The sequence below is a fragment of the Pseudomonas sp. GW460-12-10-14-TSB1 genome (assembly GCF_017349775.1).
Classification (GTDB): domain Bacteria; phylum Pseudomonadota; class Gammaproteobacteria; order Pseudomonadales; family Pseudomonadaceae; genus Aquipseudomonas; species Aquipseudomonas piscium.
The window spans coordinates 17,011-42,427 of the sequence record NZ_JACNAC010000027.1 but is presented as its reverse complement, the minus strand read 5'-3'; the positions used below and the strand labels follow the sequence as shown (position 1 = coordinate 42,427).

Below are 25,417 nucleotides of genomic sequence, written 5' to 3'. Positions count from 1 at the left end.
GCCGCCGGTTCACACGAGGTTTTTCCATGCATGATCCCCACAGCGAGCGCATGAGTGGCGCCGAGACCCGCGCGGCAAGCGGTCTGGCCCTGGTGTTCGCCTTCCGTATGCTTGGCATGTTCATGGTGTTGCCGGTCCTGGCGACCTATGGGATGGATCTGGCAGGAGCGACCCCGGCCCTGATCGGGTTGGCGATCGGCGCTTACGGCCTGACCCAGGCGATTTTCCAGATCCCGTTCGGGATCATTTCCGATCGTATCGGTCGTCGTCCGGTGATTTACCTGGGGTTGATCGTCTTTGCCCTGGGCAGTGTGCTGGCGGCCAACGCCGATTCGATCTGGGGCGTGATCGCCGGGCGCATCCTGCAGGGCGCCGGGGCGATTTCCGCAGCGGTCATGGCGCTGTTGTCGGACCTGACCCGCGAGCAGCACCGCACCAAGGCCATGGCCATGATCGGCATGACCATCGGCCTGTCCTTTGCCGTGGCCATGGTGGCCGGCCCGCTGCTGACCCGCGCTTTTGGTTTGTCCGGGCTGTTCTTCGCCACCGGCGGCATGGCGCTGCTGGGTATTTTCATCGTTGCCTTCATGGTGCCGCACTCGACCGGCCCGTTGCAGCACCGTGAGTCCGGGGTCGCGCGCCAGGCCCTGTTGCCGACGCTCAAGCATTCGGACCTGCTGCGCCTGGATCTTGGTATCTTCGTGTTGCACGCGATGCTGATGTCGAGCTTCGTCGCCTTGCCGCTGGCCCTGGTGGAAAAAGCCGGCCTGCCCAAGGAACAGCACTGGTGGGTCTACCTCACCGCGCTGTTGATCTCCTTCTTCGCCATGATCCCGTTCATCATCTACGGCGAGAAGAAACGCAAAATGAAACGAGTTCTGCTGGGCGCGGTCAGTACGCTGCTGCTCACCGAGCTATTCTTCTGGGAGTTCGGCGACAGCCTGCAGGCGCTGGTGATCGGCACGGTGGTGTTCTTCACCGCGTTCAACCTGCTGGAAGCTTCGCTGCCGTCGCTGATCAGCAAGGTTTCACCGGCCGGCGGCAAGGGCACGGCCATGGGGGTCTATTCCACCAGCCAGTTCCTCGGTTCGGCGCTGGGCGGCATTCTCGGCGGCTGGTTGTTCCAGCATGGCGGTTTGTCGGTTGTATTCCTGGGGTGTGCAGGACTTGCTGCCCTGTGGTTGGCCTTTGCTGTTACCATGCGCGAACCACCTTACGTGACGAGCCTGCGCTTGCCGTTATCGCCCGAAGCGATCCGCGAAGCCGGTCTGGTCGAGCGCCTGAAGGCCGTTGTTGGGGTAACAGATGCAGTGATGGTGGCCGAAGAAGCCGCCATTTACATCAAATTGGACACCGAATTATTGGATCGCGCGACCCTCGAGCAGCTGGTCAACCCAGCCCGATCGGCGTGCGAAGCCTAGGAGAACGTTATGGCCCGTGGGGTTAACAAAGTCATATTGGTCGGCACTTGCGGCCAGGATCCTGAAGTTCGCTACCTGCCTAACGGTAACGCCGTGACCAACCTGAGTCTGGCCACCAGCGAACAGTGGACCGACAAGCAGACCGGTCAGAAGGTCGAGAAGACCGAATGGCACCGTGTGTCGATGTTCGGCAAGGTCGCGGAAATCGCCGGCGAGTACCTGCGCAAAGGTTCGCAGGTCTACATCGAAGGCAAGCTGCAGACCCGCGAGTGGGAAAAAGACGGCATCAAGCGTTACACCACTGAAATCATCGTCGACATGCAGGGCACCATGCAGCTGCTGGGCGGCCGTCCACAGGGCGACCAGGGCCAGGGCATGGGCAACTCCGCGCCACGTCCACAGCAGTCGCGTCCACAGCCTTCGCAGGCGCCACAACGCGAATCGCGTCCAGCACCTCAGCAGTCCTCGCCGCAGCCGGCGCAGAACTTCGACGACAGCTTCGATGACGATATTCCGTTCTAAGAGAGCCCTCTCGGCAACGGCATGAAGAAAGCCCATAGCGTGCAAACGCTACGGGCTTTTTGCTTTCTATCTATTGCGAGTTCGCTGCTGGGGACGTTCAGTTGTTCCAGAGCCTCCAGCAAGGAGCGGCCCGACAGAATCAGCGGCTGCCCGCCAGAAACTCATCGGTGGACACCACGCTGGCGTAGGCAAACCCAAGGGACGATATGAACGCGGCGTGCACCTGGGCAGCCGGCACCACCACGCCGTTGAATTCGAGGTCGCGGGTGGCGCAGGCGTCATGGATCACCGTGACGTCGTAACCCAGGTCGGCGGCGGCGCGGGTGACGCCGTCGATGCACATATGGCTCATGCTGCCGACCACCACCAGTTGCTCGATACCCTGCTGGTCGAGAATGGTTTCGAGCTCGGTTTCGCGGAATGAGTTGACGAAATGCTTGAGCACCACCGGCTCGTCGGCCCGGTTGGTGACCTTGGCGTGCAGTTGCGCGCCGCTGGAGCCGGGGGTGAAGAACGGTGCGCTGTCGGAGGTGAATTCGTGGCGGATATGCACCACCTGCTGGCCGCTGTCACGGAAGGCCTGGATCAGCCGCGCGGCGTTGTCGGCGGCGGCTTCGACCCCGACCAGGGGCCACTTGCCGTTGGGGAAGTAGTCGTTCTGGATATCGACTACGATGAGCGCTTGCTTGGCCATGGGTGTTTCCTCTGAAGTAGTGGTTGGCTGTGGAGTCCAGTATTGGCTCCGGCAGGCCGGTCGAGGATTGGCCGCACCGACAATAGCAGGGGGAAAACTGACAATGGGTATGGAAAGCGCAGTCGCCGAACTGGGCGTGCTGATCTATCCCGGCGCACAGATGGCGGCGGTGCATGGCTTGACCGACCTGTTCGGGGTCGCCAACCGCATCGCCGCCGAACAATGCAGCGCGCAATTGCCGCTGTTGCGCATCAGCCACTGGCAGGCACAGGCCGACCAGGCGCCCGTGCGGGTGTACGACAGCCATCCTGGGGCTGACGGTCCGTTGCTGGCGGTGCTGATTCCACCTTCGGTAGCCGGTTTCTCCCAGGCGCAGGCACCGCTGGCGCTGACCCAATGGCTGCGCCAGCAACATGCCAAGGGCGCGACCCTGGGCGGGGTCTGTGTCGGCTCGATCCTGCTGGCCGAAAGTGGCCTGCTCGACGGCCGCAGCGCCACCACTCATTGGACCTCGGCGAAGCAGTTCGCCGAGCGCTACCCGAACATCCGTCTGAACGCCGACAAGCTGATCGTCGACGATGGCGACCTGATCACCACCGCCGGCCTGATGGCCTGGTCCGAACTGGGGTTGCGCATGGTCGACCGCCTGCTAGGCCCGAGCATCGCCAGCGGCACCGCGCGTTTCCTGGTGATCGAACACAGTGACAGCGCCAGCCAGTGCGGCAGCAACTTCGCGCCGATCCTCGGCCACGGCGATGCGGCGATCCTCAAGGTGCAGCACTGGCTGCAGGCCAATGGCGCGGTGGACGTTTCCCTTGCCATCATGGCGCAGCAGGCCGGGCTGGAGGAGCGCACCTTCCTGCGGCGCTTCCGGGCCGCCACCGGGCTCAAGCCCACCGAGTATTGCCAGCACCTGCGGGTGGGCAAGGCACGGGAAATGCTCGAATTCACCAACGGCACCATCGACCATATTGCCTGGACAGTCGGTTACCAGGACCCGGGGGCGTTCCGCGCCACCTTCAAGAAGATCACTGGGCTTGCGCCCAGCGAATATCGCGCGCGTTTCGGCGTGACGCCGCCAACACCGTTGGCGCGGGCGGAGCAGGACTGACCCCGCGGGTCGTGCAAGGTAAAACAGGCTCATTGCCAGCAGCTGTGCCACGGGCCGCTTATCCATGGGGGCATTGGCCCGCCCATACCCTGATCCAGTGTCGCAGCAGGCCTGTATCTCGATCCTGGTGGAGTGGGAGAGCGATTGGATAGGAGGACGGTGCACGGACTTTTGTCGCACTAGCCTCAACTGCCTTTGCGTGGCTTCTTCACGCGTAATGCCTTGGCCTTGGCTTCCACCAGCAGGTACATCAGCAACGCGATCAACAGCGGCAGGATGAAGTAGATCGCCCGGTAGGCGATCAACCCGGCCAGCAGGCTGCCGCGAGACACCTCATGTTGCAGCAGGGCGATAAACACCGCTTCCAGCACCCCGAGCCCCGCCGGAATATGGGTGATGACCCCGGCGATGCTGCTGATCAGCAACACCCCGAGCACCACCGGGTAATCGAGCTTGCTGGGCAGCAGGGTAAAGATCACCGCCGCCATCAGCGACCAGTTGAGCGCGCCCAGGGCCAGTTGCAACAGGGCCATGGGCAGCGAGGGCAGGTCGATCTCGACCCCGCGTATCGACCATTCGCGGCGTCGGGAAAACCGGCAGGCCGCCAGGTAAGCCACGCCCAGCGCCAGTAGCAGGACTCCCACGCCTTGCAAGGCATCGTTGCTGAGTTGCCAGCTGGGCGGCAGTTTCATCAGGCCGCTGGCGAACACCACGCCGGCCAGGGCCATGTAGCCGAACCAGTTGGTGGCCAGGCTCAGGCCGAGGATCTTGGCGATGTTGCCGGCGCTCACCCCGAGCCTGGAGTACAGCCGGTAGCGCATGGCGATCCCGCCGACCCAGGCGCTGAGGTTGAGGTTGAAGGCGTAGCTGATGAACCCCACCGGCAGGATCTGCCGCCAGCCGAGGTTCTGCCGGATGTAGGTGCGGCCGATCAGGTCGAAGCAGGCGTAGACCAGGAAGCTGGCCAGGGTCAGGCCCGCGGCGATGATCAGGGTGCGCACCTTGAAGTCGGCCAGGGTGCCGAGCACTTCGCTCCAGTCGATGCGCCGGGCCAGCAGGGTGAACAGCAGGATCAGCAGCAGGAAGAAGGCGGCGGTCAGTGGTTTCTTCAGGCGTTGCCAGCGCGACCGGGAGTGCGAGGCGGCGGGCGTCGAGCCATGGGCGTCAGTGCGGCTCATGACGCGAGTCCTGCCGGGTGTCGGCCTGGCCGAAGGGCTTCAATTGCGGCTTGTGCGCGGGCAGCCAGCCGGCCCAGGCCGGGAAATGACGCAGGACGTGGAACACCAGGAAACCCACGGTCAGGCGCCATAAGCGGCCACGCCCGGAGCCCTTGGCCGGCATGGCCTGGCAGTGGTCGCGGCTGAGCCGGTCGAGGCGCTCGAACAGGTCGCGATTGAACGCCCGGTCGCGGATCAGCACATTGGCTTCCAGGTTCAGCGACAGGCTCAGCGGGTCGAGATTGCTCGAGCCCACGGTGCTCCAGTCGTCGTCCACCAGCGCCACCTTACCGTGCAGCGGCCGCTCGCAATATTCGTAGATGGTCACGCCATCCTTGATCAGGTAGTCGTAGAGCATGCGTGCCGCCAGCCTGGCCACCAGCATGTCCGGTTCGCCTTGCAGGATCAGCCGCACCTCGACGCCACGGCGCGCGGCGTTGCGGATCTCGCGCAGCAGCCGATAGCCGGGGAAGAAGTAGGCATTGGCGATCACCACCCGCTGCCGGGCCCCGCGCAGCACCAGGCGATAGACCTCTTCGATATCGCTGCGGTGCTGGCGGTTGTCGCGATAGACCAGTCGTACCTGGCCGTCATGGTCGGTCAGGGCCAGCTCCGCGCGACGCTGCCGGCGGCGTTGCCACCAGTAGCGGGCGCGGGCCGGGCGGTCGCCTTGCAGCAGGGCGAAATGGTGGATATCCACCACCGCCGGCCCCTGGATCTCTACCGAGTAATCCTGTTTGGCCTGGGGACCGAAATCGGCCAGGTGATCGGCGGAGAAGTTGATCCCGCCGACAAAGGCGATGGCGCCGTCGACCACCACTATCTTGCGATGCAGGCGGCGGAACCAGTTGGTGCGCACCCCGAAAATCGGCTGCGCCGGATCGAATATCTGCAAGCGCACCCCGGCGTTGCTCATGGCGGCAAGGAACTCGGTGCTCAATTCGCCGCAACCGAAGCCGTCCAGGCTGACGGTGACCCGCACCCCGCGCTGTGCTGCCTCGATCAGGATGCGGTGCAGCTCATGGCCGACCTTGTCCTCGAAGAGGATGAAGGTCTCCAGCAGGATCTCGTTCTGCGCTTGGCGCAGGACTTCGAACACCCGGGGGAAATACGCCTCGCCATTTTCCAGCAGCACCACCCGGTTGTTGCTGTGCCAGCCGTATTCGAGGTCCATCCGTGGCGGTTCGTGGGCCAGTCCCGCATCGGGCAGGCTGTCCACCGTGGTTTTTTCCAAGGGCATGTCGTTCATAGCTCGACCTCGACCGACAGCGGTGCGTGATCGGAGAGATGGGACCAGGGATGGGTGTCCAGTACCTGGGGGCGGTGGACCTTCAGGTGACGCACGTAGATCCGGTCCAGCCGCAGCAGGGGCAGGCGCGCGGGGAAGCTGCGCGCCGGTTTGCCGTGCTGGCTGACAAAGGCCTCCCGCAAGCCGCTGGGCGCGAGCCGCGCATCGGCGCGTAGCCGCCAGTCGTTGAAGTCGCCGGCGACGATCAAGGGCGCGTCGGCGGGCAGCTCGGCGATCAGTTGCAGTAGCAGGTCCAGCTGTTGCTGGCGATGGCTTTCGCGCAACCCCAGATGCACGCAGATGGCATGCACTTCCAGGGCATCGCCGGGCAGGCGCAGCACGCAATGCAGCAGGCCGCGGCTCTCGTGCCCGGACAGGGAGATGTCGAGGTTGTCGTAGCGAATGATCTGGAATTTCGACAGCAGCGCATTGCCGTGGTCGCCCGCCGGGTACACCGCGTTGCGTCCATAGGCGAACTGCGGCCAGATGCTGTCGGCGAGGAACTCGTATTGCGGCATGCTCGGCCAGTTGTTGTAGCGCTGTGGATGCTGGTCGTGGGCGCCGTGAACCTCCTGCAGGAACACCACATCGGCTTCCACGCTGCGCACGGCTTCGCGCAGTTCGGGCAGGATGAAGCGCCGGTTCAGGGCGGTGAACCCCTTGTGGGTATTGACCGTCAGTGCGGTGAAGCGGCGCGCGGTGACAAGCTCCAGCGCGGACGGCGGGCTGTTGGCCGACTCGTCATGGCTCATGGCAGCACCCCTGGCGGGGCGGGTTCGCCGGGCGCTGTCGCCAGCGTCTTGTCGAGCCCGAAGCGTTGCAGCAACCGACGGGCGTCGAAGGGCGCGCGGACCTTGAGGTCATTGTCGAAATAGCAGAACACCTCTCGGCTCTTGCGCGCCCTGGGGGTGTGCCGGGCGTCGATCAGCCGGGCATCGGCGGGTTGCTTGCCGCTGTGCCAGGCCTCGATCCGGTCGCCCCAGCGCTTCAGGGCCTGGGGCGTGTAGCCGCTGGCGTACAGCTCCTTGTCACCATGCAACCGCAGGTAGACGAAATCGCCGGTCAGGTCCTCGCAACAGGGCCACTTGCCGGCGGTGTCGGCTACCACCAGCGCCACACCGTGCTGGCGCAGCAGGTGGGTGAATTCGGGCACGGCAAAGCTCTCATGACGGATTTCCACGGCATGGCGCATGGCCTTTTTGCCGTAGACCTTGGTGCTGGCCTGGCCGTTCAGGCGTGGTTCGTGCTGACGGGCGAGGGCGGCGGCCTGTTCGGTATCGGCAGGCAATTGCTGAAGAAAGGCGCCGAACAGCTCGGCGTCGAACTGGAAGCTCGGCGGAAACTGCCAGAGGATCGGTCCGAGCTTGCTCTTGAGCTCCAGCACCCCCGAGGCGAAGAAGTTGGCGATCGGCTGGTGCACATCCCGCAGCCGCAGGATATGGGTGATGTAGCGCGGCGCCTTGACGCTGAACACGAAGTCCTTGGGGGTATCGGCATACCAGTCGGCATAACGGTCGGGGGTCTGCAGCGCGTAGAACGAACCGTTGATTTCGATGCTGTTGACCGCGCGCGAAGCGAATTGCAGCTCGCGCTTGTGCGTCAGCCCCTCGGGGTAGAAGTCTCCGCGCCAGGGCTTGTAGCGCCAGCCGGAAATACCGATATGAATCGCCGCCATGTCCGCTCCCGTCTCAGGGGCTTCGAACCGCCTCTGTCTTTTGATGACTGCCCGGCTGACAGGAAAGTTTCGGTCTTCCTACGGACGGCACTTTCCATCCTGTAGGAGCGAGCTTGCTCGCGAGCAGCCGCCAAACCAGCCTCCGCGCTGGTTCAGGCCAACCGCTATCTACCACTCCCCAAGTAAACGCGACCCTTTACGACCGGACATAAAAAAACGCAGCCGGTCAGGGCTGCGTTTTTCTGGTTGGGCGCTGCTGGCGGGCTCAGTGCCCGACCACCATCCGTCTCGAACCCTCGGCCGGCTCGGCGTACACCGGGCCGAGGCGATCCAGGCGACCACTCCAGGCGGTCAGGGCCAGGGCGCCCAGCACCACCAGGCCACCTATCCAGGCGGTGTGGATCAGCCCCAGGTGGGCGACGATCAGGCCGCCACCCCAGGCGCCGCCGGCGATGCCGAGGTTGAAGGCCGCGATGTTCAGGCCCGAGGCCACGTCTACCGCTTGCGGAGTGTGGTGTTCGGCCTGGCGTACCACGTAGACCTGCAGGCCCGGTACGTTGCCGAAGGCCACGGCGCCCCACACCAGCACGGTGGCCAGTGCCAGCCACGGGTTGCCGGCGGTGAAGGTGAGCAGCAACAGCACGCCGGCCAGCAGGGCGAAGATGAGCTTCAAGGCGCTGATCGGGCCGCGCTTGTCCGCCAGCTTGCCGCCCCAGATGTTGCCCACGGCGACCGAGATCCCGTAGACCAGCAGCACCAGGCTGACGGTGCTGGCGCTGAAGCCGGAAATGTCCTGGAGAATCGGCGCGAGGAAGGTGAAGGCGATGAACGAGCCGCCGTAGCCCACCGCGGTCATGGCGTACACCAGCAACAGGCGTGGTTGTTTCAGCACTTGCAGTTGCTGCAGCAAGGACGCCGGTTTGCTGTGGGCGATGTTTTTCGGCACGTAGATCAGGCTGCCGATAAAGGCGATCACACCCAGGGCGGATACCGCGAGGAAGGTTTCGCGCCAGCCGAAATGCTGGCCGATAAAGGTCCCCAGCGGCACGCCGGTGACCAGGGCCACGGTCAGCCCGGTGAACATGATGGCAATCGCGCTGGCGGCTTTTTCCTTGGGCACCAGGCTGGTGGCGATGGTCGAGCCGATGGAGAAGAACACGCCGTGGGCCAGGCCGGTGACGATGCGCGCCAGGACCAGGGACTCATAGCTGGGCGCTTGCCAGGCCAGCAGGTTGCCGAGGGTGAACAGCACCATCAGCGACAGCAGCAACAGTTTGCGCGGGACCTTGCCGGTCAGCGCGGTGAGCACCGGCGCGCCGACGGCGACTCCCAGGGCGTACAGACTGACCAACAGCCCGGCGGACGGCAGGCTGACGCCGAGATCGGCGCCGATGGTAGGTAACAGGCCAACGATGACGAACTCGGTCGTCCCGATGGCGAAGGCGCTGAGGGTCAGCGCGAGCAAGGCAATGGGCATGGCTGCAACTCCAGTGGATTCGATAATGGAGCGCAGTGTCCGGATTCGACTCGTGCGGAAAAATGGCGGTTTCGGTATTTGATATTTGACCTGCGAGCAAATATCGAATGACGGCAGGCTTCTGCAGAAGCGAAGCTTGCTCGCGATAAGTCCGGCGCGATGTACCAGGCAGCCCGCGGCCCGATGTCAGTGGCGAATCAACCGGGTCCGCAACTCAAGGCTGGCCTGCGGCTCAAGCTCCAGCCAGAAATGCTGTTTGCCGGCGATCTCGGCGGCCGCGGGCAGGCCGTCGCGGTACACCAGCCGGTTGCCGGCCAAGGCCGGGACCTTCTGCCCAGGCAGCAGGGTGCCGGCGAGGTTCAGTGGGTCGACGCCACACACCGCGATCAGGCTGCCATCCAGCGGGCGTCGGCGAACTTCACGCAACAGGGCGATGGCCTCGGGCAGAGCGAATTGCTCGCCGGCCAGGCCGCTGACAAAACGCCCGCCGCGGATTTCGCCGCGGGCCTCCAGCCGATGGAAAGTGCGTAGCAGTTCGCGCCAGCTCGGCAGCCAGTCGGCCTCGCGCTCCAGCAGGCGCCAGAACACCACGCCATAACGCCGCAACAGGGTCATGGCGATGTGTTCCAGGGTGTCCGGCGGGATTGCCTGCGCATGGCTGCCGACGCTCTCCAACACCCGCGACGGGCGCCGCAGCAGGGCCCAACGCCCCGCATCGTCCATGCCGCCGACCAGGGCTCCGCGCCCGCGCCGGCTGCTGCGGGCCTGGCGCTTGCTGGCCGGGGTGATCAAGGCGCGCAGGCCGGCAAAGCTGTCGGCATTCACCAGCCCGGCGGCCACCAGTTCCTGCAGGGCGATTTCCAGTTCGGTGCGCAGAACATGGGCTTCGTGCTGTAACTCATCGAAGAACAAGGCGCCGTGCTGGCTCAGGGCTTCATGGACCTTTTGCGCCTTGGGCGACAGCTCGCTGCTGTCGGGCTGCGCGCCGAGCCCGCTCCACAGCGCGACCTGGCTGCGGGGCAGCAACACGATCGGCGTGTTGCGCAAGGTTGTACCAGCGGTTTTATGCGGCGCGCTGAGGCGGCTCCAGACCACCTTGCCGTTGCGGCACAGCTCATCCAGCCAGGTGGCGGAGTAATCCTTGACCCGCGCCGGCAGCAGGTCGCTGTCCCAGGCGCCGGCCGCGGCGGCATAGCCCTCGAACTGGACGACCGTCTGCGCCAGCATGGCGCTGCCCTGGCCCTGGGTGGCGCTGGACAGGTGCTGCCAGTCGAACAGAAAACGCATCAAGTCCTGCAGCGACACCGGTTCGATTTCCCGGCGCAGGCGTTTGACGGTGTAGCGATGAATCCGCGCCAGCAGATGCCGTTCGCACCATTCCTCCCGGGCTTCGCCGGGGCTGAAGCGGCCGCGCAGCACATAACCTTCACGCTCCAGTTTTGCCAGGGCCTGGGCGACCTCGTTGGCGCTCAGGCCCAGGGGCGTGGCGATGCTCTCCAGCGGCAAGGGGCCGAAGCCACTGAGTCGGGCTCGAATCACCTCCACCACCGCCTCATCCCGCTGCCATCGCTCATCGAAGCCGGGCGGAGCTTCCAGGACCGGTTGCAGCGGCGCCTGTGGATAAACCGCCCGCAGGCAGCCCAGGCGCTCGACGGCCAGCCACAGGGCCTGTTCGCCGCCGATCTGCAACCGGCCGGCGCGGCCGCTGTCCGCCAGGGCTTGCAGCCAGTCGGTCCACCGCGGGTTGGCCTGGGCCTCGTGTTCGCCGATGCAGGCCAGGCTCATCAGCGCTTCATGCATTTCATCCGGGTTGCCGGGGGCGGGCCAGGCCTCTTCGCGTACCGACTCGATGGCCTCGGCATCCAGGGCGCCAAGGTCGTCGCTGGATTCTGGGTCGCTCCAGCGGCGGCTGAGCACGGCCTGGGTCCGGCGTTCCTCCAAAGGTGCATCGTCAAGGAAGGTGTATGGCTTGGCGCTGAGAATTTCCGCGGCCAGGGGCGAGGGCGCCGGCAGGTCGCGGCTGATCAGGCGCAACTCGCCGCGTTCCATGCGCCGCAACAGCTTCAGCCAGCCCTCGCTGTCCATGGCTTCGTGCAGGCAGTCGTCCAGGGTCTGCTCCACTAGCGGGTGGTCGGGGATCTGCCGTTCGCCGGCGAGGTTCTCCAGGCAGGCGATCTGGTCGGGAAACACGCTGGCGATCAGGTCTTCGCTTTTCATCCGCTGGATCTGCGGCGCCACCTTGCGCCCGCCGACAAAGCGCGGCAGCGCCAGGGCCACCCCGGCGTTCCAGCGCCAGCGCACGCCGAATAGCGGCGCATCCAGCACGGCCTGGATCAGGATGTGTTCGGCGCTGTTGCTGTGCAGGTAACGCCAGACCTCGTCCAGCTCGAAACTGTGGCTGGTGGACAGCGACAGCACGATGGCGTCTTCGCTGGCGGCGGCCTGCAATTCGAAGTTGAAGGTGCGGCAGAAGCGCTTGCGCAGCGCCAGGCCCCAGGCGCGATTGATCCGGCTGCCGAACGGCGTGTGGATCACCAACTGGGTGCCGCCGGACTCATCGAAAAAACGCTCCATGATCAGCGTGTCCTGGGACGGCAGCGCGCCCAGGGCCTGGCGCGCGCGGGCCAGGTAGTCGACCAGTTGTTCGGCGCTGGCGGTGTCCAGGCCAAGGCTGTCGCCCAGCCAGTCGAGGGCCGGCTGCAATTGGCCGGGGGTGGCGCCGAGCAGTTCGTCGAGCCGGGCCAGCAGGCGCGCCACGGCAAACGACAGTTCGGCGCTGCGCCCGGGGGCTTCGCCGAGCCAGAACGGAATGGTCGGCGGTTGGCCGTGGGCGTCCTCGACCCGCACCCGGCCGGTTTCCACCCGCAGAATGCGGTACGAGGTGTTACCCAGCTGAAACACATCGCCGGCGATGCTTTCCACCGCGAAGTCTTCGTTGACGCTACCGATATTCAGCGCCTGGGGCTCTAGCAGCACGGCGTAGTCGGCGTTGTCGGGGATGGTGCCGCCGCTGGTCACCGCCGTCAGTTGGCTGCCCCGGCGGCCGCGCAGGCTGCGATTGACGGCATCGCGATGGAGATAGGCGCTGCGAATGCCCTGGCGACCGTTGTAGCCCTCGGCGAGCATGCGCAGCAGCGCCTGGAAATGCCCTTCGTCGAGGTCGCTGTAGGGCGAGGCGCGGCGGATCATTTCCAGCAGCGGCTGCTCCTGCCATTCCTGGTTGCTGACTTCGGCGACGATCTGCTGCGCCAGCACATCCAGCGGCGCCCTGGGGATCTGCAGGGTGTCGAGTTCGCCGCGGTGCACGCAGTCGAGCAGGGCGGCGCATTCGATCAGGTCGTCGCGGGTCAGGGCGAACAGCCGGCCCTTGGGCGTGCCGCCGACCTGGTGCCCGGAGCGCCCGACCCTTTGCAGGAAAGCCGAGATCGAGCGCGGCGAGCCGATCTGGCACACCAGGTCGACATCGCCGATATCGATGCCAAGCTCCAGCGAGGCGGTGGCGATCAGCACCTGCAGGTCGCCGCGCTTGAGGCGCTGTTCGGCGTCCAGGCGAAACTCCTTGGCCAGGCTGCCATGGTGGGCGGCCACCGCATCCTTGCCCAGACGCTCGCTCAGATGGCGACTCAGACGTTCCGCCAGACGCCGGGTGTTGACGAACACCAGGGTGGTACGGTGTTCCCGCGCCAGCTCGGCGATACGTTCGTAGACCAGCTCCCAGGCGTCGTTGGCCATGACCGCCGACAGCGGCACGGGCGGCACTTCGATGGCCAGGTCCCGGGGCCGGGCGTGGCCGATGTCGACGATCTCGCAGGGGCGTTCATGACCCACCAGAAAGCGCGATACCGCTTCGATGGGCTTCTGCGTGGCCGACAGGCCGATGCGCGTCAGCGGCTCGCCGCACAGCGCTTGCAGGCGCTCCAGGCTCAACGCCAGGTGGCTGCCGCGCTTGCTGGCGGCGATGGCGTGGATCTCGTCGACTATCACCGTGCGGGTGCTGGCGAGCATCTGCCGGCCAGAGCCTGAGCCCAGCAGCACATACAGCGATTCGGGGGTGGTCACCAGGATATGCGGCGCGCTCTTGCGCATGGCGCTGCGGTCTTTTTGCGGGGTGTCGCCGGTGCGCACCGCGGTGCTGATGCGCAATTGCGGCAGGCCCATGCGTTCGAGCTGTTGGGTAATCCCGGCCAGCGGGTCCTGCAGGTTGATCTGGATATCGTTGCTCAGGGCCTTGAGCGGCGAGACGTACACCACCAGGGTCTGATCCGGCAGCGTGCCGCCGTTTTCCAGGCCGCGATGAACCAGCTCGTCGATCACCGCGAGGAAGGCGGTCAGGGTCTTGCCCGAGCCGGTGGGCGCGGCGATCAGCGTCGAGCGGTGCTGGCGGATCAGCGGCCAGGCCCGGGCCTGGGCGACGGTCGCCGCGGGGAAGCAGCTGTTGAACCAGGCGCTGACCGCGGGGTGGAAACCCGGCAGGGCGTTGGCGGGGATCTGGGGAAGGTTCATGCACAACGTTATGCGACCGCCGGGGCGAAGTTGCAAGTCTGCCTTGTAGCCGCTGCCGCGGCCTGCAACCGGTTATGTAGCCCCGCAAACCCGTGAGTGCGGGACTCCAGGCAGCCCTGGCACGGGCAGCGCGTTCAATCGCCGCTGGCGCCAGCAGCTATAAAGAACGGTGTGGTTTGCCGCGTTGCACTTTCTCAGTGACGGTTGCGCCGGAAACCCGCAAAATGCAACGATTCTGAGCAATATTCATGGCCAAGCCCGCGGGGCTGGCCGATTCAAACCATCGTTCCGAACAGATTGGGCCTGCTGACTCTATGCGAATGCGCCTTATGTTACTGGGCGGCGGAAATGCCCTTGGGCAGGCGCTGATTCGCCTCGGTGCAGAGGAAGACATCGGTTTCCTCGCCCCCCGTCCGCCGCAAGACGGCTGGGATGCCGCGAGCCTGACGCAACTGCTCGACGACACCCGTCCGGATGCCTTGATCAACCTTGCCTACTACTTCGACTGGTTCCAGGCGGAGAGTGTCCCCGAGGCCCGTCTGGCCGGCCAGGAACGGGCGGTCGAGCGGCTTTCCGAGCTGTGTCAGCATCACAACATCATTCTTCTGCAGCCTTCCAGCTACCGCGTGTTCGACGGTTCGCGGGCCACCGCCTACAGCGAAAAAGACGAACCTGTACCGCTGGGCTTGCGTGGCCAGGCCTTGTGGCGGATCGAGCAGAATGTGCGCGCCACCTGCCCGCAGCATGTGCTGCTGCGTTTCGGCTGGCTGCTGGATGACAGCGCCGACGGCACCCTGGGGCGTTTCCTGGCGCGTGCCGAGCAACCTGAAGAACTGCTGCTGGCCGATGACCGCCGGGGCAACCCGACACCGGTGGACGACGCCGCCCGGGTGATCATCTCCGTGCTCAAGCAACTCGATTGCGCCGCGCCGCTGTGGGGCACTTACCACTACGCCGGCCATGAGGCGACCACGCCGCTGGCGCTGGGCCAGGCGATCCTCACCGAGGCCCGCAGCTTGCATCCGTTGGCCATCGAGGCGCCAACCGCCCAGGCTCACGCCGCCCGGCCGGACGCCGCCGAAGAACCGCAACACGCGGTGCTGGCCTGCAAAAAAATTCTGCACACCTTCGGGATCAAGCCACGTGCCTGGCGCGCGGCACTCCCGGCTCTACTGGATAGGTTTTATCGTCATGGCTGATGGCCCAATTCTGATCACCGGCGGTGCCGGTTTCATCGGTTCGCACCTGACCGACGCTTTGCTCGCCAAGGGCTACTCGGTGCGGATCCTCGACGATCTGTCCACTGGTAAACCAGGCAACCTGCCGCTGGATAACCCGCGGGTCGAACTGATCGAAGGCGATGTCGCCGATGCGGCCCTGGTGGCACAGGCCATGAGCGGTTGCCGTGCAGTGGCGCATCTGGCGGCGGTCGCTTCGGTGCAGGCATCGGTTGATGACCCGGTGCGTACCCACCAGAGCAACTTCATCGGCACCCTCAACGTCTGCGAAGCCATGCGCCAGGCCGGGGTCAAGCGTGTGCTGTTCGCCTCCAGCGCGGCGGTCTATGGCAACAACGGCGAGGGCGAGTCGATCGACGAAGACACGCCCAAGGCGCCACTGACGCCTTATGCGTCGGACAAGCTGGCCAGCGAGTACTACCTTGATTTCTATCGCCGCCAGCATGGCCTGGAGCCGGCGATCTTTCGCTTCTTCAACATCTTCGGGCCGCGCCAGGATCCGTCCTCGCCGTACTCCGGGGTCATCAGCATCTTTTGCGAGCGCGCGCAGAAAGGCCTGCCGATCACCGTATTCGGCGATGGCGAGCAGACCCGCGATTTCATGTATGTCGAAGACCTGGTGGACGTGCTGGTGCAGTCCCTGGAGATGCCGCAGCTGGAAGTCGGCGCGGTGAATATCGGCCTGAACCAGGCCACCACCCTCAAGCAATTGCTCGAGGCCCTGGGCGAGGTGGTGGGGCAGTTGCCTCCGATCAGCTACGGCCCGGCGCGTTCGGGGGACATTCGCCATTCGCGGGCGAACAACCAGCGCCTGTTGCAGCGCTTCAAGTTCCCCGAGCCGACTCCGATGAGCGTCGGGCTGGCACGTTTGCTGGGCCTCTGAGCTTTCCCCCAGCCATGAAAAAAGGCGCCTTTGCAGGCGCCTTTTTTTATCTGGCCGATTTAGAACTTGTAGCCCAGGCCGACCATGTAGACCCATGGATCGACGTCCACATCGACCTTGGCCCGGGTGCCGCCGGCGACTGCGTTGTTGTCCACGTAGGCGGTGGTGTCGATGTCGACGTAGCGCACCTGGGCGTTGATCATCACGTTGTCGGTCAGCATGTAGTCGGCACCGACCTGCCAGGCCAGGCCCCAGGAGTTCTTCGCCCGGAAATTGTCGAAACCGGCGGCGCTGGCGCGGCTGCCGACGTGCTCGTCATAGATCCAGGTGTAGTTGATACCGGCACCCACGTAAGGCTGGAAGGCAGCCTTGTGGTCGAACGGGTAGTAGACCAGGCTCAGGGTCGGCGGCAGGTGCTTGAGGGTGCCGAGCTTGCCGTTGGCGGCGTCCAGCGCGGTGCCCTTGAGCTTCACATCATGCTCGAACGGAGTGGCCGCGAGCAGTTCGATGCCGAGGTTGTTGGTCAGCATGTAGGCGAAGTTCAGGCCCAGTTGGGTGTCGCTGCTCATGGTCGCCTTGCCGCCGAGGTTGGCGCCGGCCAACGGGCCGCGGTCGACCTTGACGTCGCCGCTGTCGGCTTTCGGATTGACGGTGATGGCACCGGCGCGAACGATGATGTCGCCCGCTTCGTGGGCGTGGGCGATCGGGGCGGCGAGCGCGAGCGCGAACAGGGAGGCGCTGAGCAGGGACTTGTGCATGGGAGCTCCAAAGGACGATTCGAGTTGGCTAGGTCCAATGGTAAGGATCGTCAAGGAACAGGCTTTGACTCAGCTCAATGAAAACCGGATCAGCGTGGGAGCGAGGCGCTCGGGGGGCGCTCCGGGCGCTTTGGAATCGATCGCGAGCAAGCTCGCTCCTACATGAACAATGCAGTTCCCTGTAGGAGCGAGCTTGCTCGCGATGAGGTCATGTACGGCACTGCAGAACCGGTGGTTTCACTCCTGCAATTCGTACACGTAGATCTTCTGCGCCTCCATCTGGTAACCCGCGTCGGCGATTTCGCTGGTGGATGCCTTGACCTGCATCGGCCCTTCGATCCAGTACGGCTGATACAGCTCGTCGAGCTTCACGCCGACCTCGCTTTTCACGTGCACGATCTGGTTCGACGGCGGTGGCGGCACGTGGATGCAGGCGCCGAAATACGGCACCAGCAGAAACTCTGTAGTGCGGCCTTCCTCACTGACTTCCAGCGGCACTATGTAGCCGGGCAGGCGCACTGACAGGCCGTCCAGGCTCTGCACCACCGGGGCGTTGGGCATGTCCTGCTTGGCCGCCGGGGCGGACTCGGCGGCCAGGGCGTCGCCCATCTGCGACAGGTCGTGCAGCGGCTTCATGTTCGGCACTTCCGCCGGCGCGTCCGGCGGGATCATTTCCGACCAGGCCAGGTCCCGGGGTTCGGCGGCCCATAGCGGCAGGGCGACCAGCATCAACAGCGCAAGCAGGGCACGGGGCATGCCGGAGCTCCTCATAACCAGAGTTCCTCATAAACGGATGGACAGGCCATCGGCCAGCGATTGTCGGTAGGCGCGCCAGGCCGGCACGCTGCCCATCAGCAGGGCGGCGATCAGGATACCGCCGAGCAGCGTCCACTCATACTCGCTCGGCCAGGACAGCGGCAGGTACAGGCCGTAGGTCGACTGCACATAACCCTGGGCCAGGGCTATGCCCAGGTACAGCAGGCCCAGCCCGGCAAGCACGCCGAACAGCGCCAGGGCGAAGGCTTCCAGCACCAGCAAGGTCGCGATATGCCAGGGGCGGGCGCCGACCGAACGCAGGATCGCCATTTCCCGGCGGCGCTCGTTGAGGCTGGTGAGGATCGCCGTGAGCATGCCGATCAGTCCGGTCAGCACCACGAACAACGACACCACGAACAAGGCCTTTTCCGCAGTGCCCATCAGGCTCCACAGCTCCTGCAGGGCGACCCCGGGCAGGATCGCCAGCATCGGTTCGCCGCGGTATTCGTTGATCTCGCGCTGCACGGCGAAGGTGGCGATCTTGCTGTTCAGGCCGAGCATGAAGGCGGTGATCGCTTGCGGCGTCAGGTCCATGTTGCGCGCCTGGTCGGCGCTGATGCGGCCGTTGCCCTGGGCCGGCACGCCGTTGTGCCAGTCGATGTGGATCGCCTCCATGCCGCCGAGGCTGATGTGCAGCGTGCGGTCCACCGGGGTGCCGGTGCGCTTGAGGATGCCGACCACGGTGAAGGGTTTGTCGTCGTGTTTGACCAGGCTGATGGCCGCCACGCCGTGGGCCAGCACCAGTTTGTCGCCGAGCTTGTAATGCAGGGCCTCGGCGACTTCGGCGCCCAGCACCACTTCGAACGGATCGCTGGCGAACTCGCGGCCGCTGGCCAGTTGCAGGTTCTGCTGGTGGCCGTACTGGTAATGCTCGAAGTAGGCCTCGGTGGTACCCATCACCCGGTAGCCGCGATGGGAGTCACCGAGGGAAATCGGGATCGCCCATTTCACTTTCGGGCTATTGGCGAAGTGCTCGAAGCTGTCCCAGCGAATGTTGTTGGTGGCGTTGCCGATGCGGAACACTGAGTACAGCAGCAGGTTCACCGAACCGGAGCGGGCGCCGACGATCAGGTCGGTGCCGCTGATGGTGCTGGCGAAGCTGGCGCGGGCTTCGGTGCGCACCCGTTCGACCGCCAGCAGCAGGCAGACCGACAGGGCGATGGCGAAGGCGGTGAGGATCGCGGTGAAGCGGCGGTTAGCCAGGCTGGCCATGGCTAGACGGAACAGATACATCTCAGACCTCTGCGGGCGTGGCGGCGCGATTGAGTTCGGCCAGCGACAGGTTGCGATCGAACAGCGGCGCCAGGCTTTGGTCGTGGCTGACGAACAGCAGGCTGGCCCCGGCCTCGCGGCATTCGGCGAACAGCAGGCGGATAAAGGCTTCGCGGGCGTCGTAGTCCAGCGCCGAGGTGGGTTCGTCAGCGATCACCAGTTCCGGCTGGCCGATCAGCGCGCGGGCGGCGGCGACCCGTTGTTGCTGGCCGATGGACAGCGAGTCGGCGCGGCGGCCGAGCAGGCTGGGGTCTTTCAGCCCCAGGTGGGCGAGCAGGGTGGCCGCTGCCTGGTCGACACTGCCGTGGCGCTGTACGGCGCGGCCGGCGCGCAATTTGGAGAAGTGGCAGGGCAACTCGACATTCTCGCGCACCGAGAGAAACGGCAGCAGGTTGAACTGCTGGAAGATGTAGCCGGTGTGATCGACCCGGAAGCGGTCGCGGGCGCCGGCGGAGAGCTCGGTCAGTTCCTGGCCCAGCAGGCGGATGCTGCCGCGGTCGGGTTTCTGCACGCCACCGAGCAGGCCGAGCAGGGTGGTCTTGCCGCTGCCGCTGGGGCCCTTGAGGAATAGCGTTTCACCCGCTTCCAGGCGAAATGCCGGGATATCCAGCAACTGCGGATGGCCGGGCCAGCTGAAGCCCAGGTCGGACAGTTGGATCAGTGCTTGGGTCATGGGCATGGGGTCATGAGTGAGTGCTTATGTAGGAGCGAAGCTTGCTCGCGATGGCGGTTGTCCGGCTTGCATGATCCGTTGGCCGTAATATCGCCATCGCGAGCAAGCTTCGCTCCTACAGGATTGGGTGAGTCAGAACTTCAGGCTGGCGGCCTTGGAGGTCGCTTCCACGCCTTGCTGACCACTTGGCGAGATGAGTTGTACCTGAATTTTCTGGGTGGCGGGGAAGGTCTTGAACACCCCGGCCAGATCCAGGCTTTTCAGCGCGCCCGGCGTGGCACAAGTGAACTGGTAGTGCGCATGGATCTCGCTGTGCTCGTGGTGATGTTCGTGGCCGTCGGCATCCTTGGCTTTGTCATGGTCTTCGTCGTGATCCTCTGGCTTGTCGCCGAACAGCGGGCTTTCCAGTTCCTGCTGCGCCACCACGCAACCGGCGGCGGGCGGCAGGCTGAACAGCGCCAGGGGTTTTTCCAGCTGGGCCCGCACGGCGGCGACCTTGGCCTTGTCCGCGTCGGTGCTGGCAGCGTGCTCGAAACCCACCAGGTTCATCGCCGGGCTCTCCAGTTCCAGCTCCAGGGTCTGGCCGTCCAGCGCCGCGTTCAGGCGGGCCACGCCATGCTCGTGAGCGCCGAGGCTGCCGTGCTCATGGTCGTGGTCGTGTTTTTCGGCCGCATGAGCGATGGCCAGGGGCAACAGAGCGAACGGCAGGGCGAGCAGCAGACGACGCATGGCAAGTCTCCGGGAGCGAACATGAAAAAAATGTTATGTAATCTTATAACAAGAGTGGCGAGAGTTTGACCGCCTGCTTGGCGTTGCGCAAGACGCGTGGGAGCATGCTCGTCAGAAATATTCGGGAGCAGAGCGATGGTGCGGATTCGAGGAAGCATCGGCGAATGGCCGGTGGATTTGACCCTGGAACTGGACGAGGCCGACTGGGATCAGTTGAGTGCCCGGTTGGGGGCGCCGTTGCCGACGGCCAAGGCCGAAAGCGGCGCGCCTGTGGCCAAGCCGGTGAGCCAGGATGATGCGCTGTGGCAGATCGCCAGGGACTTGCTGCGCAAGGCCGGGCAATTGAGCGGCCCGGACCTGCTGGAGCAACTGGAAGGCCTGACCGGCAGCGCCGCAGCGGGCAAGCGCCTGTTGGTGCGCCTGCGCCATAGCGCACAGGTCAAGGTGGTGAGCGGCGGCGATACGCCGCTCTACAGCTGGATCGAGTAGGCGAGGGCTGGGCAGGTTCGCCCTGGGCGAGCCTGCTTGCGATTCAGCAGTGAATCAGTACAGCGCGGCGAACAGCTTGCGGCGGTAGGTGGTCACCAGTGGGTGATCGTTGCCCAACAGTTCGAACACTTGCAGCAAGGTCTTGTGCGGCAGGCCTTCGTTGTAGCCGCGGTTGCGGATGAACAGCTTGAGCAGGGCATCCAGTGCCGCGTCGTACTGCTGGCGCGCCAGTTGCTGGATGGCCAGCTGATACACCGCCTCGTCGTCCTGCGGGTTCTGCGCCAGGCGGCTTTTCAGGTCGGCGCTGTCCGGCAGGTCGGCGGCCTGCTTGAGAAAGGTGATCTGCGCCTTGGCCCCGGCCAGCGCGGCCTTGTGCTCATCGCCGGTGACCGCGTCGAGCACGGTCTGGGCTTCGCCCAATTCACCGCGTTCGGCCAGGCAGCGGGCGTAGAGGATCAGCGCCTTGGCGTTGCTGTTGTCTTCGCCCAGCAGCACTTTCAGCGTGGCTTCGGCCTCGGCGATGCGCCCTTCGGCGAACAGCGCTTCAGCCAGTTCCAGCGGGTCGGCGGCCTTGGGCGGCGGCATCTGCACATGGGGTTCGAGCATGGTGCGCACTGCGGACTCCGGTTGCGCCCCGGCAAAGCCGTCCACCGGCTGGCCGTCCTTGAACAGCACCACGGTCGGCAGGCTGCGAATGCCGAAGCGGGCGACGATGTCCTGCTCGATATCGCAGTTGACCTTGGCCAGCAGCAACTCGCCCTGATAGCTCTCGGCGATCTGTTGCAGCATCGGCATCAGCGCCTTGCAGGGCGCGCACCATTCGGCCCAGAAATCCACCAGCACCGGTTTGTGGAACGAGTTCTCGATCACCGACTGGTCGAAGTCGGCGGTGCTGGCGTCGAAAATGTACGGCGTGTCCTGACTCATGGGGGATCTCGAAGAAACGTGAATGGAGCCACTATAAGGCTTGGCGGGGGGCGGCTGAAAGCGGGCTATGGGGTGACCGCTAGATTGTTTCGCGGGCAAGCCTCGCTCCTGAAGGCGCCGCTTACTTTGTAGGAGCGAGGCTTGCCCGCGATCTGTCCTTCATCAATCGCGCTGCGCGTGATACAGGCTCACCTCGCGGAACTCCCAGGGCTCGGCCAGATCCGGCAGGGTCAGGGCGTGGAGCATTTCCAGGCGTCGGTACAGCGGATGCTGGAAGTCCTTGACCCGGGAGTCCGCCACCAGCGCCTGGCGTCCGCGGCTGAGAAACTGATCCAGCAGCGGCAGGTTGGCGCGGTCGTAGAGCACGTCGGCTACCAGGATCAGGTCGAAGCGGTCGTCTTCCGCGAAAAAGTCCGTGGAGTAACCCAGTACAACCCCGTTGAGCGCGGCATTCGCCCGGCAGGCGGCGATGGCCAGCGGGTCGAGGTCGCAGGCCACCACTTCCAGCGCGCCGGCTTTCAGTGCAGCGATACCGGCCACGCCGGAGCCGGCGCCGAAATCCAGTACCCGCTTGCCTTGCACCCACTGCGGCCGCTCGGCCAGATAGCGCGCCAGGGCCAGGCCGCTGGCCCAGCAGAAACTCCAGTACGGCGGTTCATGGAGAATTCGCTGGGTTTCTTCCGGGGTGAAGGCGCGGTCCATGTTGTCGGCATCGATCAACCACAGCTTCAGCTCGGTTTCCGGCAGTTCGCAGGCCACCAGTTGGGCATCGCCCAGCAGTTCGCTCAGGGCACGTTGCAGGTCGAGCGGTGGGGTCATGGTGCTTTGACGAATTGCAGCTGGCCCACGGCCTGGGTGGTCGGCTGAGTGATGAGTTGCGCCGGCAGGTGCAGGATCAACTGGCCGGACTGGCTGGCGCGGCCGCGCAGTTCGACGCGGGCGCCCACCGGGAAGACATCGGGGTTGAAGCGCAGGCGAAACGGCAGGACCTTGTTGTTGCCGATCAGGTTGCTGCTGGCCAGCAAACGTTGCGGCCGGCCGCGCTCGTCGATCACCAGCAGCGCCAGTTCCACTTCGGCACCCGCCGGGACACCCTGCAGGGTGCCGCTCAGTTCACGCTGGTAGGCCGGCAGGGGACCGAGGTCGATGGATTCCCGGGCTTTTTTCACACTCTGCTGGGGCGGCACGGTGGAGGCGACAGGTTTCGGGGCGTCGCTGCTGCAAGCCACCAGCAGGCTGAAAAGGCTGAGCAAAACGAGCGGTCGTAGTGGCATGCGAAGCTCCAACAAGGCGAAATTCCATGTGCAAAACATAATAGTCGGTCTGTATACCGTAAAGGCTATGGCTTGTCTTGCCAGTGGGATGCGCTACCATGGCCCTCCCTTTTTTTGTTGCCTGCCACCATGCACTGTCCCTTCTGCGGTGCCAACGACACCAAGGTCATCGACTCGCGTCTGGTCGCCGAAGGCGAACAGGTGCGCCGCCGGCGTGAATGCCTGGCCTGCGGTGAACGTTTCACCACTTTCGAAACCGCCGAACTGGTGTTGCCGCGCCTGATCAAGACTGACGGCAGCCGTCAGCCCTTCGACGAAGAAAAACTCCGCGCTGGCATGCAGCGTGCCCTGGAAAAACGCCCGGTCAGCGTCGAGCGCCTGGAAGCCGCGCTGGTGCACATCAAGCACAAGCTGCGCGCCACTGGCGAACGCGAGGTCAAATCCCTGGTCGTCGGCGAACTGGTGATGGCCGAGCTGCAAAAGCTCGATGAAGTGGCTTATATCCGCTTCGCCTCGGTCTACCGGCGCTTCCAGGATCTCAACGAATTCCGCGAAGAGATCGACCGTCTCGCCCGCGAGCCGGGCAAAGAATGAACATCTCCGGCGAACAGGCGGTGCTCGACGCCCACTACATGGCGCGAGCCTTGGAGCTGGCCGCAAAGGGCCGCTTCAGCACTCACCCCAATCCCCGGGTCGGTTGCGTGATCGTGCGCGACGGCCAGGTCGTCGGCGAAGGCTGGCATGTGCGGGCCGGCGAGCCCCATGCCGAAGTCCACGCCCTGCGTGCAGCCGGTGCCAACGCCCGCGGCGCCACCGCTTACGTGACTCTCGAACCCTGTAGCCATCACGGCCGTACGCCGCCGTGCGCCGATGCCTTGGTGGACGCCGGCGTGGCGCGGGTCGTGGCGGCGATGCAGGACCCCAATCCGGAAGTCGCCGGCCGTGGCCTGCAGCGCCTGGCCCAGGCCGGCATCGCCACCCACAGCGGGGTGATGGAGCAGGAAGCGCGGGCGCTCAACCGGGGTTTCCTCAAGCGCATGGAGCACGGTTTGCCGTTCGTGCGGGTCAAGCTGGCCATGAGCCTGGACGGCCGCACCGCCATGGCCAGCGGCGAAAGCCAGTGGATCACCGGCCCCGCCGCGCGTTCCGCGGTGCAGCGCCTGCGGGCCGAGGCCAGTGTGGTGCTGACCGGTGCCGACACAGTGCTGGCCGACAACGCCCGACTGACGGTGCGTGCCGAGGAGCTGGGGCTGGACGCGGAACAGACCGCCCTGGCCATGAGCCGTCCACCCTTGCGCGTATTGATCGACGGCCGCCTGCGGGTGCCGCTCGATGCGCCGTTCTTCAAGGCAGGGCCGGCGCTGGTCGCCACCTGCGCCGCGGTGGAGGAGCAGTACGCCAATGGTCCGGAATGCCTGATCGTGCCGGGTGCCGATGGCCAGGTGGACCTGCGTCGGCTGCTGAGCGAGTTGGCCGCCCGTGGCGTCAACGAGGTGCTGGTGGAAGCCGGCCCACGCTTGGCGGGTGCTTTTGCCCAGCAAGGTCTGGTGGACGAGTACCAGATCTTTGTCGCCGGCAAGTTCCTCGGCTCCTCGGCGCGACCGCTGCTCGACTGGCCGCTGGCGCAGATGCGCGAGGCGCCGCAGCTGAAAATCATTGAAATGCGCGCCGTAGGCGATGACTGGCGAGTCATTGCCATTCCTCTGCCAGCAGCGAGCGTATAATTTCGGGCCTTCGCCACGCGGCGACCCTGTTCTCGAGGAGGACTCCATGTTTACAGGCATCATCGAATCCATCGGCAGCATCCGTGCATTGACTCCCAAAGGCGGCGATGTGCGGGTGTATGTGGAAACCGGCAAGCTCGACCTGGGCGACGTGAAGCTGGGCGACAGCATCGCGGTGAACGGCGTCTGCCTGACCGCGGTGGAACTGCCGGGCGACGGCTTCTGGGCCGACGTCAGCCGCGAGACCCTGGATTGCACCGCTTTCCATCAATTGAAGGCCGGTAGCCGGGTCAACCTGGAAAAGGCCCTGACTCCGACCACCCGCCTGGGCGGCCATCTGGTCAGCGGCCACGTCGACGGTGTCGGCGAGGTGGTGGCCCGGGAAGAAAATGCCCGCGCCATCCAGTTCCGCATCCGCGCGCCCAAGGACCTGGCCAAGTACATCGCCCACAAGGGCTCGATCACCGTCGACGGCACCAGCCTGACGGTCAACGCGGTCAATGGCGCCGAGTTCGAACTGACCATCGTCCCGCACACGCTGGCCGAAACCATCATGGCCGACTACCGGCCGGGTCGGCAGGTCAACCTCGAAGTCGACCTGCTGGCGCGTTACCTGGAGCGCCTGCTGCTGGGCGACAAGGCCGCGGAGCCTTCGAGCGGCGGCATTACCGAAAGTTTTCTGGCCGCTAACGGCTACCTCAAATCCTGAACCTCAAATTTTGAAAG

24 protein-coding genes are annotated in these 25,417 nt (G+C 65.2%); 9 read left to right on the top strand and 15 right to left on the bottom strand.

All coding sequences use genetic code 11. The features are described from left to right. Positions 1 to 26: 26 nt before the first annotated feature. A complete protein-coding gene (locus J4D52_RS16855) occupies positions 27 to 1,421 on the top strand; it encodes an MFS transporter (RefSeq protein ID WP_025807823.1) in 1,395 nt (464 codons plus the stop codon). A gap of 9 nt (positions 1,422 to 1,430) precedes the next feature. Continuing rightward, positions 1,431 to 1,943 (top strand): single-stranded DNA-binding protein, encoded by a 513-nt coding sequence (locus tag J4D52_RS16850; RefSeq protein WP_009045846.1) that lies wholly within the window; start codon positions 1,431 to 1,433, stop codon positions 1,941 to 1,943. A gap of 139 nt (positions 1,944 to 2,082) precedes the next feature. Here J4D52_RS16850 and J4D52_RS16845 read toward each other — a convergent pair whose 3' ends face one another. Further along, positions 2,083 to 2,637, bottom strand: coding sequence for a cysteine hydrolase family protein (locus J4D52_RS16845; protein WP_102677173.1), 555 nt, complete (start codon positions 2,635 to 2,637; stop codon positions 2,083 to 2,085). A gap of 103 nt (positions 2,638 to 2,740) precedes the next feature. Here J4D52_RS16845 and J4D52_RS16840 point away from each other — a divergent pair, with 103 nt between their 5' ends. After that, positions 2,741 to 3,748 carry a GlxA family transcriptional regulator gene (locus J4D52_RS16840; RefSeq protein ID WP_102677172.1) on the top strand — a complete coding sequence of 336 codons (1,008 nt, stop codon included), beginning with the start codon at positions 2,741 to 2,743 and terminating at the stop codon, positions 3,746 to 3,748. A 185-nt stretch (positions 3,749 to 3,933) separates the two neighbouring features. Here J4D52_RS16840 and J4D52_RS16835 read toward each other — a convergent pair whose 3' ends face one another. The 6 genes from J4D52_RS16835 to J4D52_RS16810 form a co-directional block, all read right to left on the bottom strand. Further along, the gene (locus tag J4D52_RS16835) at positions 3,934 to 4,926 is read right to left on the bottom strand and encodes a lysylphosphatidylglycerol synthase domain-containing protein (RefSeq protein WP_102677171.1); all 993 of its coding nucleotides are present in this window, start codon (positions 4,924 to 4,926) and stop codon (positions 3,934 to 3,936) included. Continuing rightward, on the bottom strand, positions 4,913 to 6,214 hold the full coding sequence (gene clsB, locus J4D52_RS16830; RefSeq protein WP_102677170.1) for a cardiolipin synthase ClsB: 1,302 nt from the start codon (positions 6,212 to 6,214) through the stop codon (positions 4,913 to 4,915). Before clsB ends, J4D52_RS16835 begins: the two co-directional genes overlap by 14 nt. Then, complete coding sequence (locus tag J4D52_RS16825) at positions 6,211 to 7,005, bottom strand: endonuclease/exonuclease/phosphatase family protein (RefSeq protein WP_102677169.1); 795 nt, start codon at positions 7,003 to 7,005, stop codon at positions 6,211 to 6,213. Before J4D52_RS16825 ends, clsB begins: the two co-directional genes overlap by 4 nt. Further along, positions 7,002 to 7,928 (bottom strand): DUF72 domain-containing protein, encoded by a 927-nt coding sequence (locus J4D52_RS16820; protein ID WP_102677168.1) that lies wholly within the window; start codon positions 7,926 to 7,928, stop codon positions 7,002 to 7,004. Before J4D52_RS16820 ends, J4D52_RS16825 begins: the two co-directional genes overlap by 4 nt. A gap of 265 nt (positions 7,929 to 8,193) precedes the next feature. Next, entirely contained in the window at positions 8,194 to 9,405 is a 1,212-nt protein-coding gene (locus J4D52_RS16815; RefSeq protein ID WP_063433176.1) for an MFS transporter, read from the bottom strand. Positions 9,406 to 9,591: 186 nt separating this feature from the next. Further along, the gene (locus J4D52_RS16810) at positions 9,592 to 13,908 is read right to left on the bottom strand and encodes a DEAD/DEAH box helicase (protein ID WP_102677167.1); all 4,317 of its coding nucleotides are present in this window, start codon (positions 13,906 to 13,908) and stop codon (positions 9,592 to 9,594) included. Positions 13,909 to 14,222: 314 nt separating this feature from the next. On the opposite strand from J4D52_RS16810, the gene J4D52_RS16805 reads away from it, so the two are divergent. Both J4D52_RS16805 and J4D52_RS16800 read left to right on the top strand, forming a co-directional pair. After that, positions 14,223 to 15,107, top strand: coding sequence for a sugar nucleotide-binding protein (locus J4D52_RS16805; protein WP_036998133.1), 885 nt, complete (start codon positions 14,223 to 14,225; stop codon positions 15,105 to 15,107). Continuing rightward, the gene (locus tag J4D52_RS16800) at positions 15,100 to 16,029 is read left to right on the top strand and encodes an NAD-dependent epimerase/dehydratase family protein (RefSeq protein ID WP_025807813.1); all 930 of its coding nucleotides are present in this window, start codon (positions 15,100 to 15,102) and stop codon (positions 16,027 to 16,029) included. The genes J4D52_RS16805 and J4D52_RS16800 overlap by 8 nt, the downstream gene beginning before the upstream one ends. 59 nt (positions 16,030 to 16,088) lie before the next feature. Here J4D52_RS16800 and J4D52_RS16795 read toward each other — a convergent pair whose 3' ends face one another. The 5 genes from J4D52_RS16795 to J4D52_RS16775 all read right to left on the bottom strand — a co-directional run bounded on the left by J4D52_RS16795 (position 16,089) and on the right by J4D52_RS16775 (position 20,277). Further along, positions 16,089 to 16,787, bottom strand: coding sequence for an OmpW family protein (locus J4D52_RS16795; RefSeq protein ID WP_025807812.1), 699 nt, complete (start codon positions 16,785 to 16,787; stop codon positions 16,089 to 16,091). A 237-nt stretch (positions 16,788 to 17,024) separates the two neighbouring features. Beyond that, positions 17,025 to 17,543, bottom strand: a complete 519-nt coding sequence (locus J4D52_RS16790; RefSeq protein ID WP_025807811.1) for a DUF3299 domain-containing protein — start codon at positions 17,541 to 17,543, stop codon at positions 17,025 to 17,027. Positions 17,544 to 17,570: 27 nt separating this feature from the next. Continuing rightward, positions 17,571 to 18,836: an ABC transporter permease gene (locus J4D52_RS16785; protein ID WP_025807809.1), complete on the bottom strand. Its 1,266-nt coding sequence runs from the start codon at positions 18,834 to 18,836 to the stop codon at positions 17,571 to 17,573. A 1-nt stretch (position 18,837) separates the two neighbouring features. After that, entirely contained in the window at positions 18,838 to 19,548 is a 711-nt protein-coding gene (locus J4D52_RS16780; protein WP_063433174.1) for an ABC transporter ATP-binding protein, read from the bottom strand. 132 nt (positions 19,549 to 19,680) lie between these two features. Next, on the bottom strand, positions 19,681 to 20,277 hold the full coding sequence (locus J4D52_RS16775) for a DUF2796 domain-containing protein (protein ID WP_102677166.1): 597 nt from the start codon (positions 20,275 to 20,277) through the stop codon (positions 19,681 to 19,683). A 135-nt stretch (positions 20,278 to 20,412) separates the two neighbouring features. On the opposite strand from J4D52_RS16775, the gene J4D52_RS16770 reads away from it, so the two are divergent. Further along, positions 20,413 to 20,766 carry a hypothetical protein gene (locus tag J4D52_RS16770; protein ID WP_063433172.1) on the top strand — a complete coding sequence of 118 codons (354 nt, stop codon included), beginning with the start codon at positions 20,413 to 20,415 and terminating at the stop codon, positions 20,764 to 20,766. 54 nt (positions 20,767 to 20,820) lie between these two features. Here J4D52_RS16770 and trxA read toward each other — a convergent pair whose 3' ends face one another. The 3 genes from trxA to J4D52_RS16755 form a co-directional block, all read right to left on the bottom strand. Continuing rightward, entirely contained in the window at positions 20,821 to 21,693 is an 873-nt protein-coding gene (trxA, locus tag J4D52_RS16765; protein ID WP_016702662.1) for a thioredoxin, read from the bottom strand. A 162-nt stretch (positions 21,694 to 21,855) separates the two neighbouring features. Next, a complete protein-coding gene (locus J4D52_RS16760; RefSeq protein ID WP_102677165.1) occupies positions 21,856 to 22,512 on the bottom strand; it encodes a methyltransferase in 657 nt (218 codons plus the stop codon). Further along, positions 22,509 to 22,967: a hypothetical protein gene (locus tag J4D52_RS16755; RefSeq protein WP_025807798.1), complete on the bottom strand. Its 459-nt coding sequence runs from the start codon at positions 22,965 to 22,967 to the stop codon at positions 22,509 to 22,511. The genes J4D52_RS16760 and J4D52_RS16755 overlap by 4 nt, the downstream gene beginning before the upstream one ends. 129 nt (positions 22,968 to 23,096) lie before the next feature. On the opposite strand from J4D52_RS16755, the gene nrdR reads away from it, so the two are divergent. The 3 genes from nrdR to J4D52_RS16740 are packed head-to-tail and all read left to right on the top strand — an operon-like array spanning position 23,097 to position 25,400. After that, positions 23,097 to 23,561 (top strand): transcriptional regulator NrdR, encoded by a 465-nt coding sequence (nrdR, locus tag J4D52_RS16750; protein WP_007924133.1) that lies wholly within the window; start codon positions 23,097 to 23,099, stop codon positions 23,559 to 23,561. After that, entirely contained in the window at positions 23,558 to 24,691 is a 1,134-nt protein-coding gene (ribD, locus tag J4D52_RS16745) for a bifunctional diaminohydroxyphosphoribosylaminopyrimidine deaminase/5-amino-6-(5-phosphoribosylamino)uracil reductase RibD (protein ID WP_102677164.1), read from the top strand. Before nrdR ends, ribD begins: the two co-directional genes overlap by 4 nt. Before the next feature lie 46 nt (positions 24,692 to 24,737). Beyond that, positions 24,738 to 25,400: a riboflavin synthase gene (locus J4D52_RS16740; RefSeq protein WP_007924128.1), complete on the top strand. Its 663-nt coding sequence runs from the start codon at positions 24,738 to 24,740 to the stop codon at positions 25,398 to 25,400. The last annotated feature ends 17 nt before the right edge of the window (positions 25,401 to 25,417 follow it).

Bases quoted from the DNA above. Each gene is read 5' to 3' on its own strand.
- J4D52_RS16760 (WP_102677165.1), bottom strand. From the start codon at position 22,512: ATGACCCCACCGCTCGACCTGCAACGTGCCCTGAGCGAACTGCTGGGC.
- J4D52_RS16810 (WP_102677167.1), bottom strand. From the start codon at position 13,908: ATGAACCTTCCCCAGATCCCCGCCAACGCCCTGCCGGGTTTCCACCCC.
- J4D52_RS16790 (WP_025807811.1), bottom strand. From the start codon at position 17,543: ATGCCCCGTGCCCTGCTTGCGCTGTTGATGCTGGTCGCCCTGCCGCTA.
- J4D52_RS16850 (WP_009045846.1), top strand. From the start codon at position 1,431: ATGGCCCGTGGGGTTAACAAAGTCATATTGGTCGGCACTTGCGGCCAG.
- trxA (WP_016702662.1), bottom strand. From the start codon at position 21,693: ATGAGTCAGGACACGCCGTACATTTTCGACGCCAGCACCGCCGACTTC.
- J4D52_RS16775 (WP_102677166.1), bottom strand. From the start codon at position 20,277: ATGCGTCGTCTGCTGCTCGCCCTGCCGTTCGCTCTGTTGCCCCTGGCC.
- J4D52_RS16755 (WP_025807798.1), bottom strand. From the start codon at position 22,967: ATGCCACTACGACCGCTCGTTTTGCTCAGCCTTTTCAGCCTGCTGGTG.
- J4D52_RS16795 (WP_025807812.1), bottom strand. From the start codon at position 16,787: ATGCACAAGTCCCTGCTCAGCGCCTCCCTGTTCGCGCTCGCGCTCGCC.
- J4D52_RS16805 (WP_036998133.1), top strand. From the start codon at position 14,223: ATGCGAATGCGCCTTATGTTACTGGGCGGCGGAAATGCCCTTGGGCAG.
- J4D52_RS16800 (WP_025807813.1), top strand. From the start codon at position 15,100: ATGGCTGATGGCCCAATTCTGATCACCGGCGGTGCCGGTTTCATCGGT.
- J4D52_RS16785 (WP_025807809.1), bottom strand. From the start codon at position 18,836: ATGTATCTGTTCCGTCTAGCCATGGCCAGCCTGGCTAACCGCCGCTTC.
- J4D52_RS16845 (WP_102677173.1), bottom strand. From the start codon at position 2,637: ATGGCCAAGCAAGCGCTCATCGTAGTCGATATCCAGAACGACTACTTC.
- J4D52_RS16835 (WP_102677171.1), bottom strand. From the start codon at position 4,926: ATGAGCCGCACTGACGCCCATGGCTCGACGCCCGCCGCCTCGCACTCC.
- J4D52_RS16855 (WP_025807823.1), top strand. From the start codon at position 27: ATGCATGATCCCCACAGCGAGCGCATGAGTGGCGCCGAGACCCGCGCG.
- J4D52_RS16780 (WP_063433174.1), bottom strand. From the start codon at position 19,548: ATGACCCAAGCACTGATCCAACTGTCCGACCTGGGCTTCAGCTGGCCC.
- ribD (WP_102677164.1), top strand. From the start codon at position 23,558: ATGAACATCTCCGGCGAACAGGCGGTGCTCGACGCCCACTACATGGCG.
- J4D52_RS16825 (WP_102677169.1), bottom strand. From the start codon at position 7,005: ATGAGCCATGACGAGTCGGCCAACAGCCCGCCGTCCGCGCTGGAGCTT.
- J4D52_RS16840 (WP_102677172.1), top strand. From the start codon at position 2,741: ATGGGTATGGAAAGCGCAGTCGCCGAACTGGGCGTGCTGATCTATCCC.
- clsB (WP_102677170.1), bottom strand. From the start codon at position 6,214: ATGAACGACATGCCCTTGGAAAAAACCACGGTGGACAGCCTGCCCGAT.
- J4D52_RS16740 (WP_007924128.1), top strand. From the start codon at position 24,738: ATGTTTACAGGCATCATCGAATCCATCGGCAGCATCCGTGCATTGACT.
- J4D52_RS16770 (WP_063433172.1), top strand. From the start codon at position 20,413: ATGGTGCGGATTCGAGGAAGCATCGGCGAATGGCCGGTGGATTTGACC.
- nrdR (WP_007924133.1), top strand. From the start codon at position 23,097: ATGCACTGTCCCTTCTGCGGTGCCAACGACACCAAGGTCATCGACTCG.
- J4D52_RS16820 (WP_102677168.1), bottom strand. From the start codon at position 7,928: ATGGCGGCGATTCATATCGGTATTTCCGGCTGGCGCTACAAGCCCTGG.
- J4D52_RS16815 (WP_063433176.1), bottom strand. From the start codon at position 9,405: ATGCCCATTGCCTTGCTCGCGCTGACCCTCAGCGCCTTCGCCATCGGG.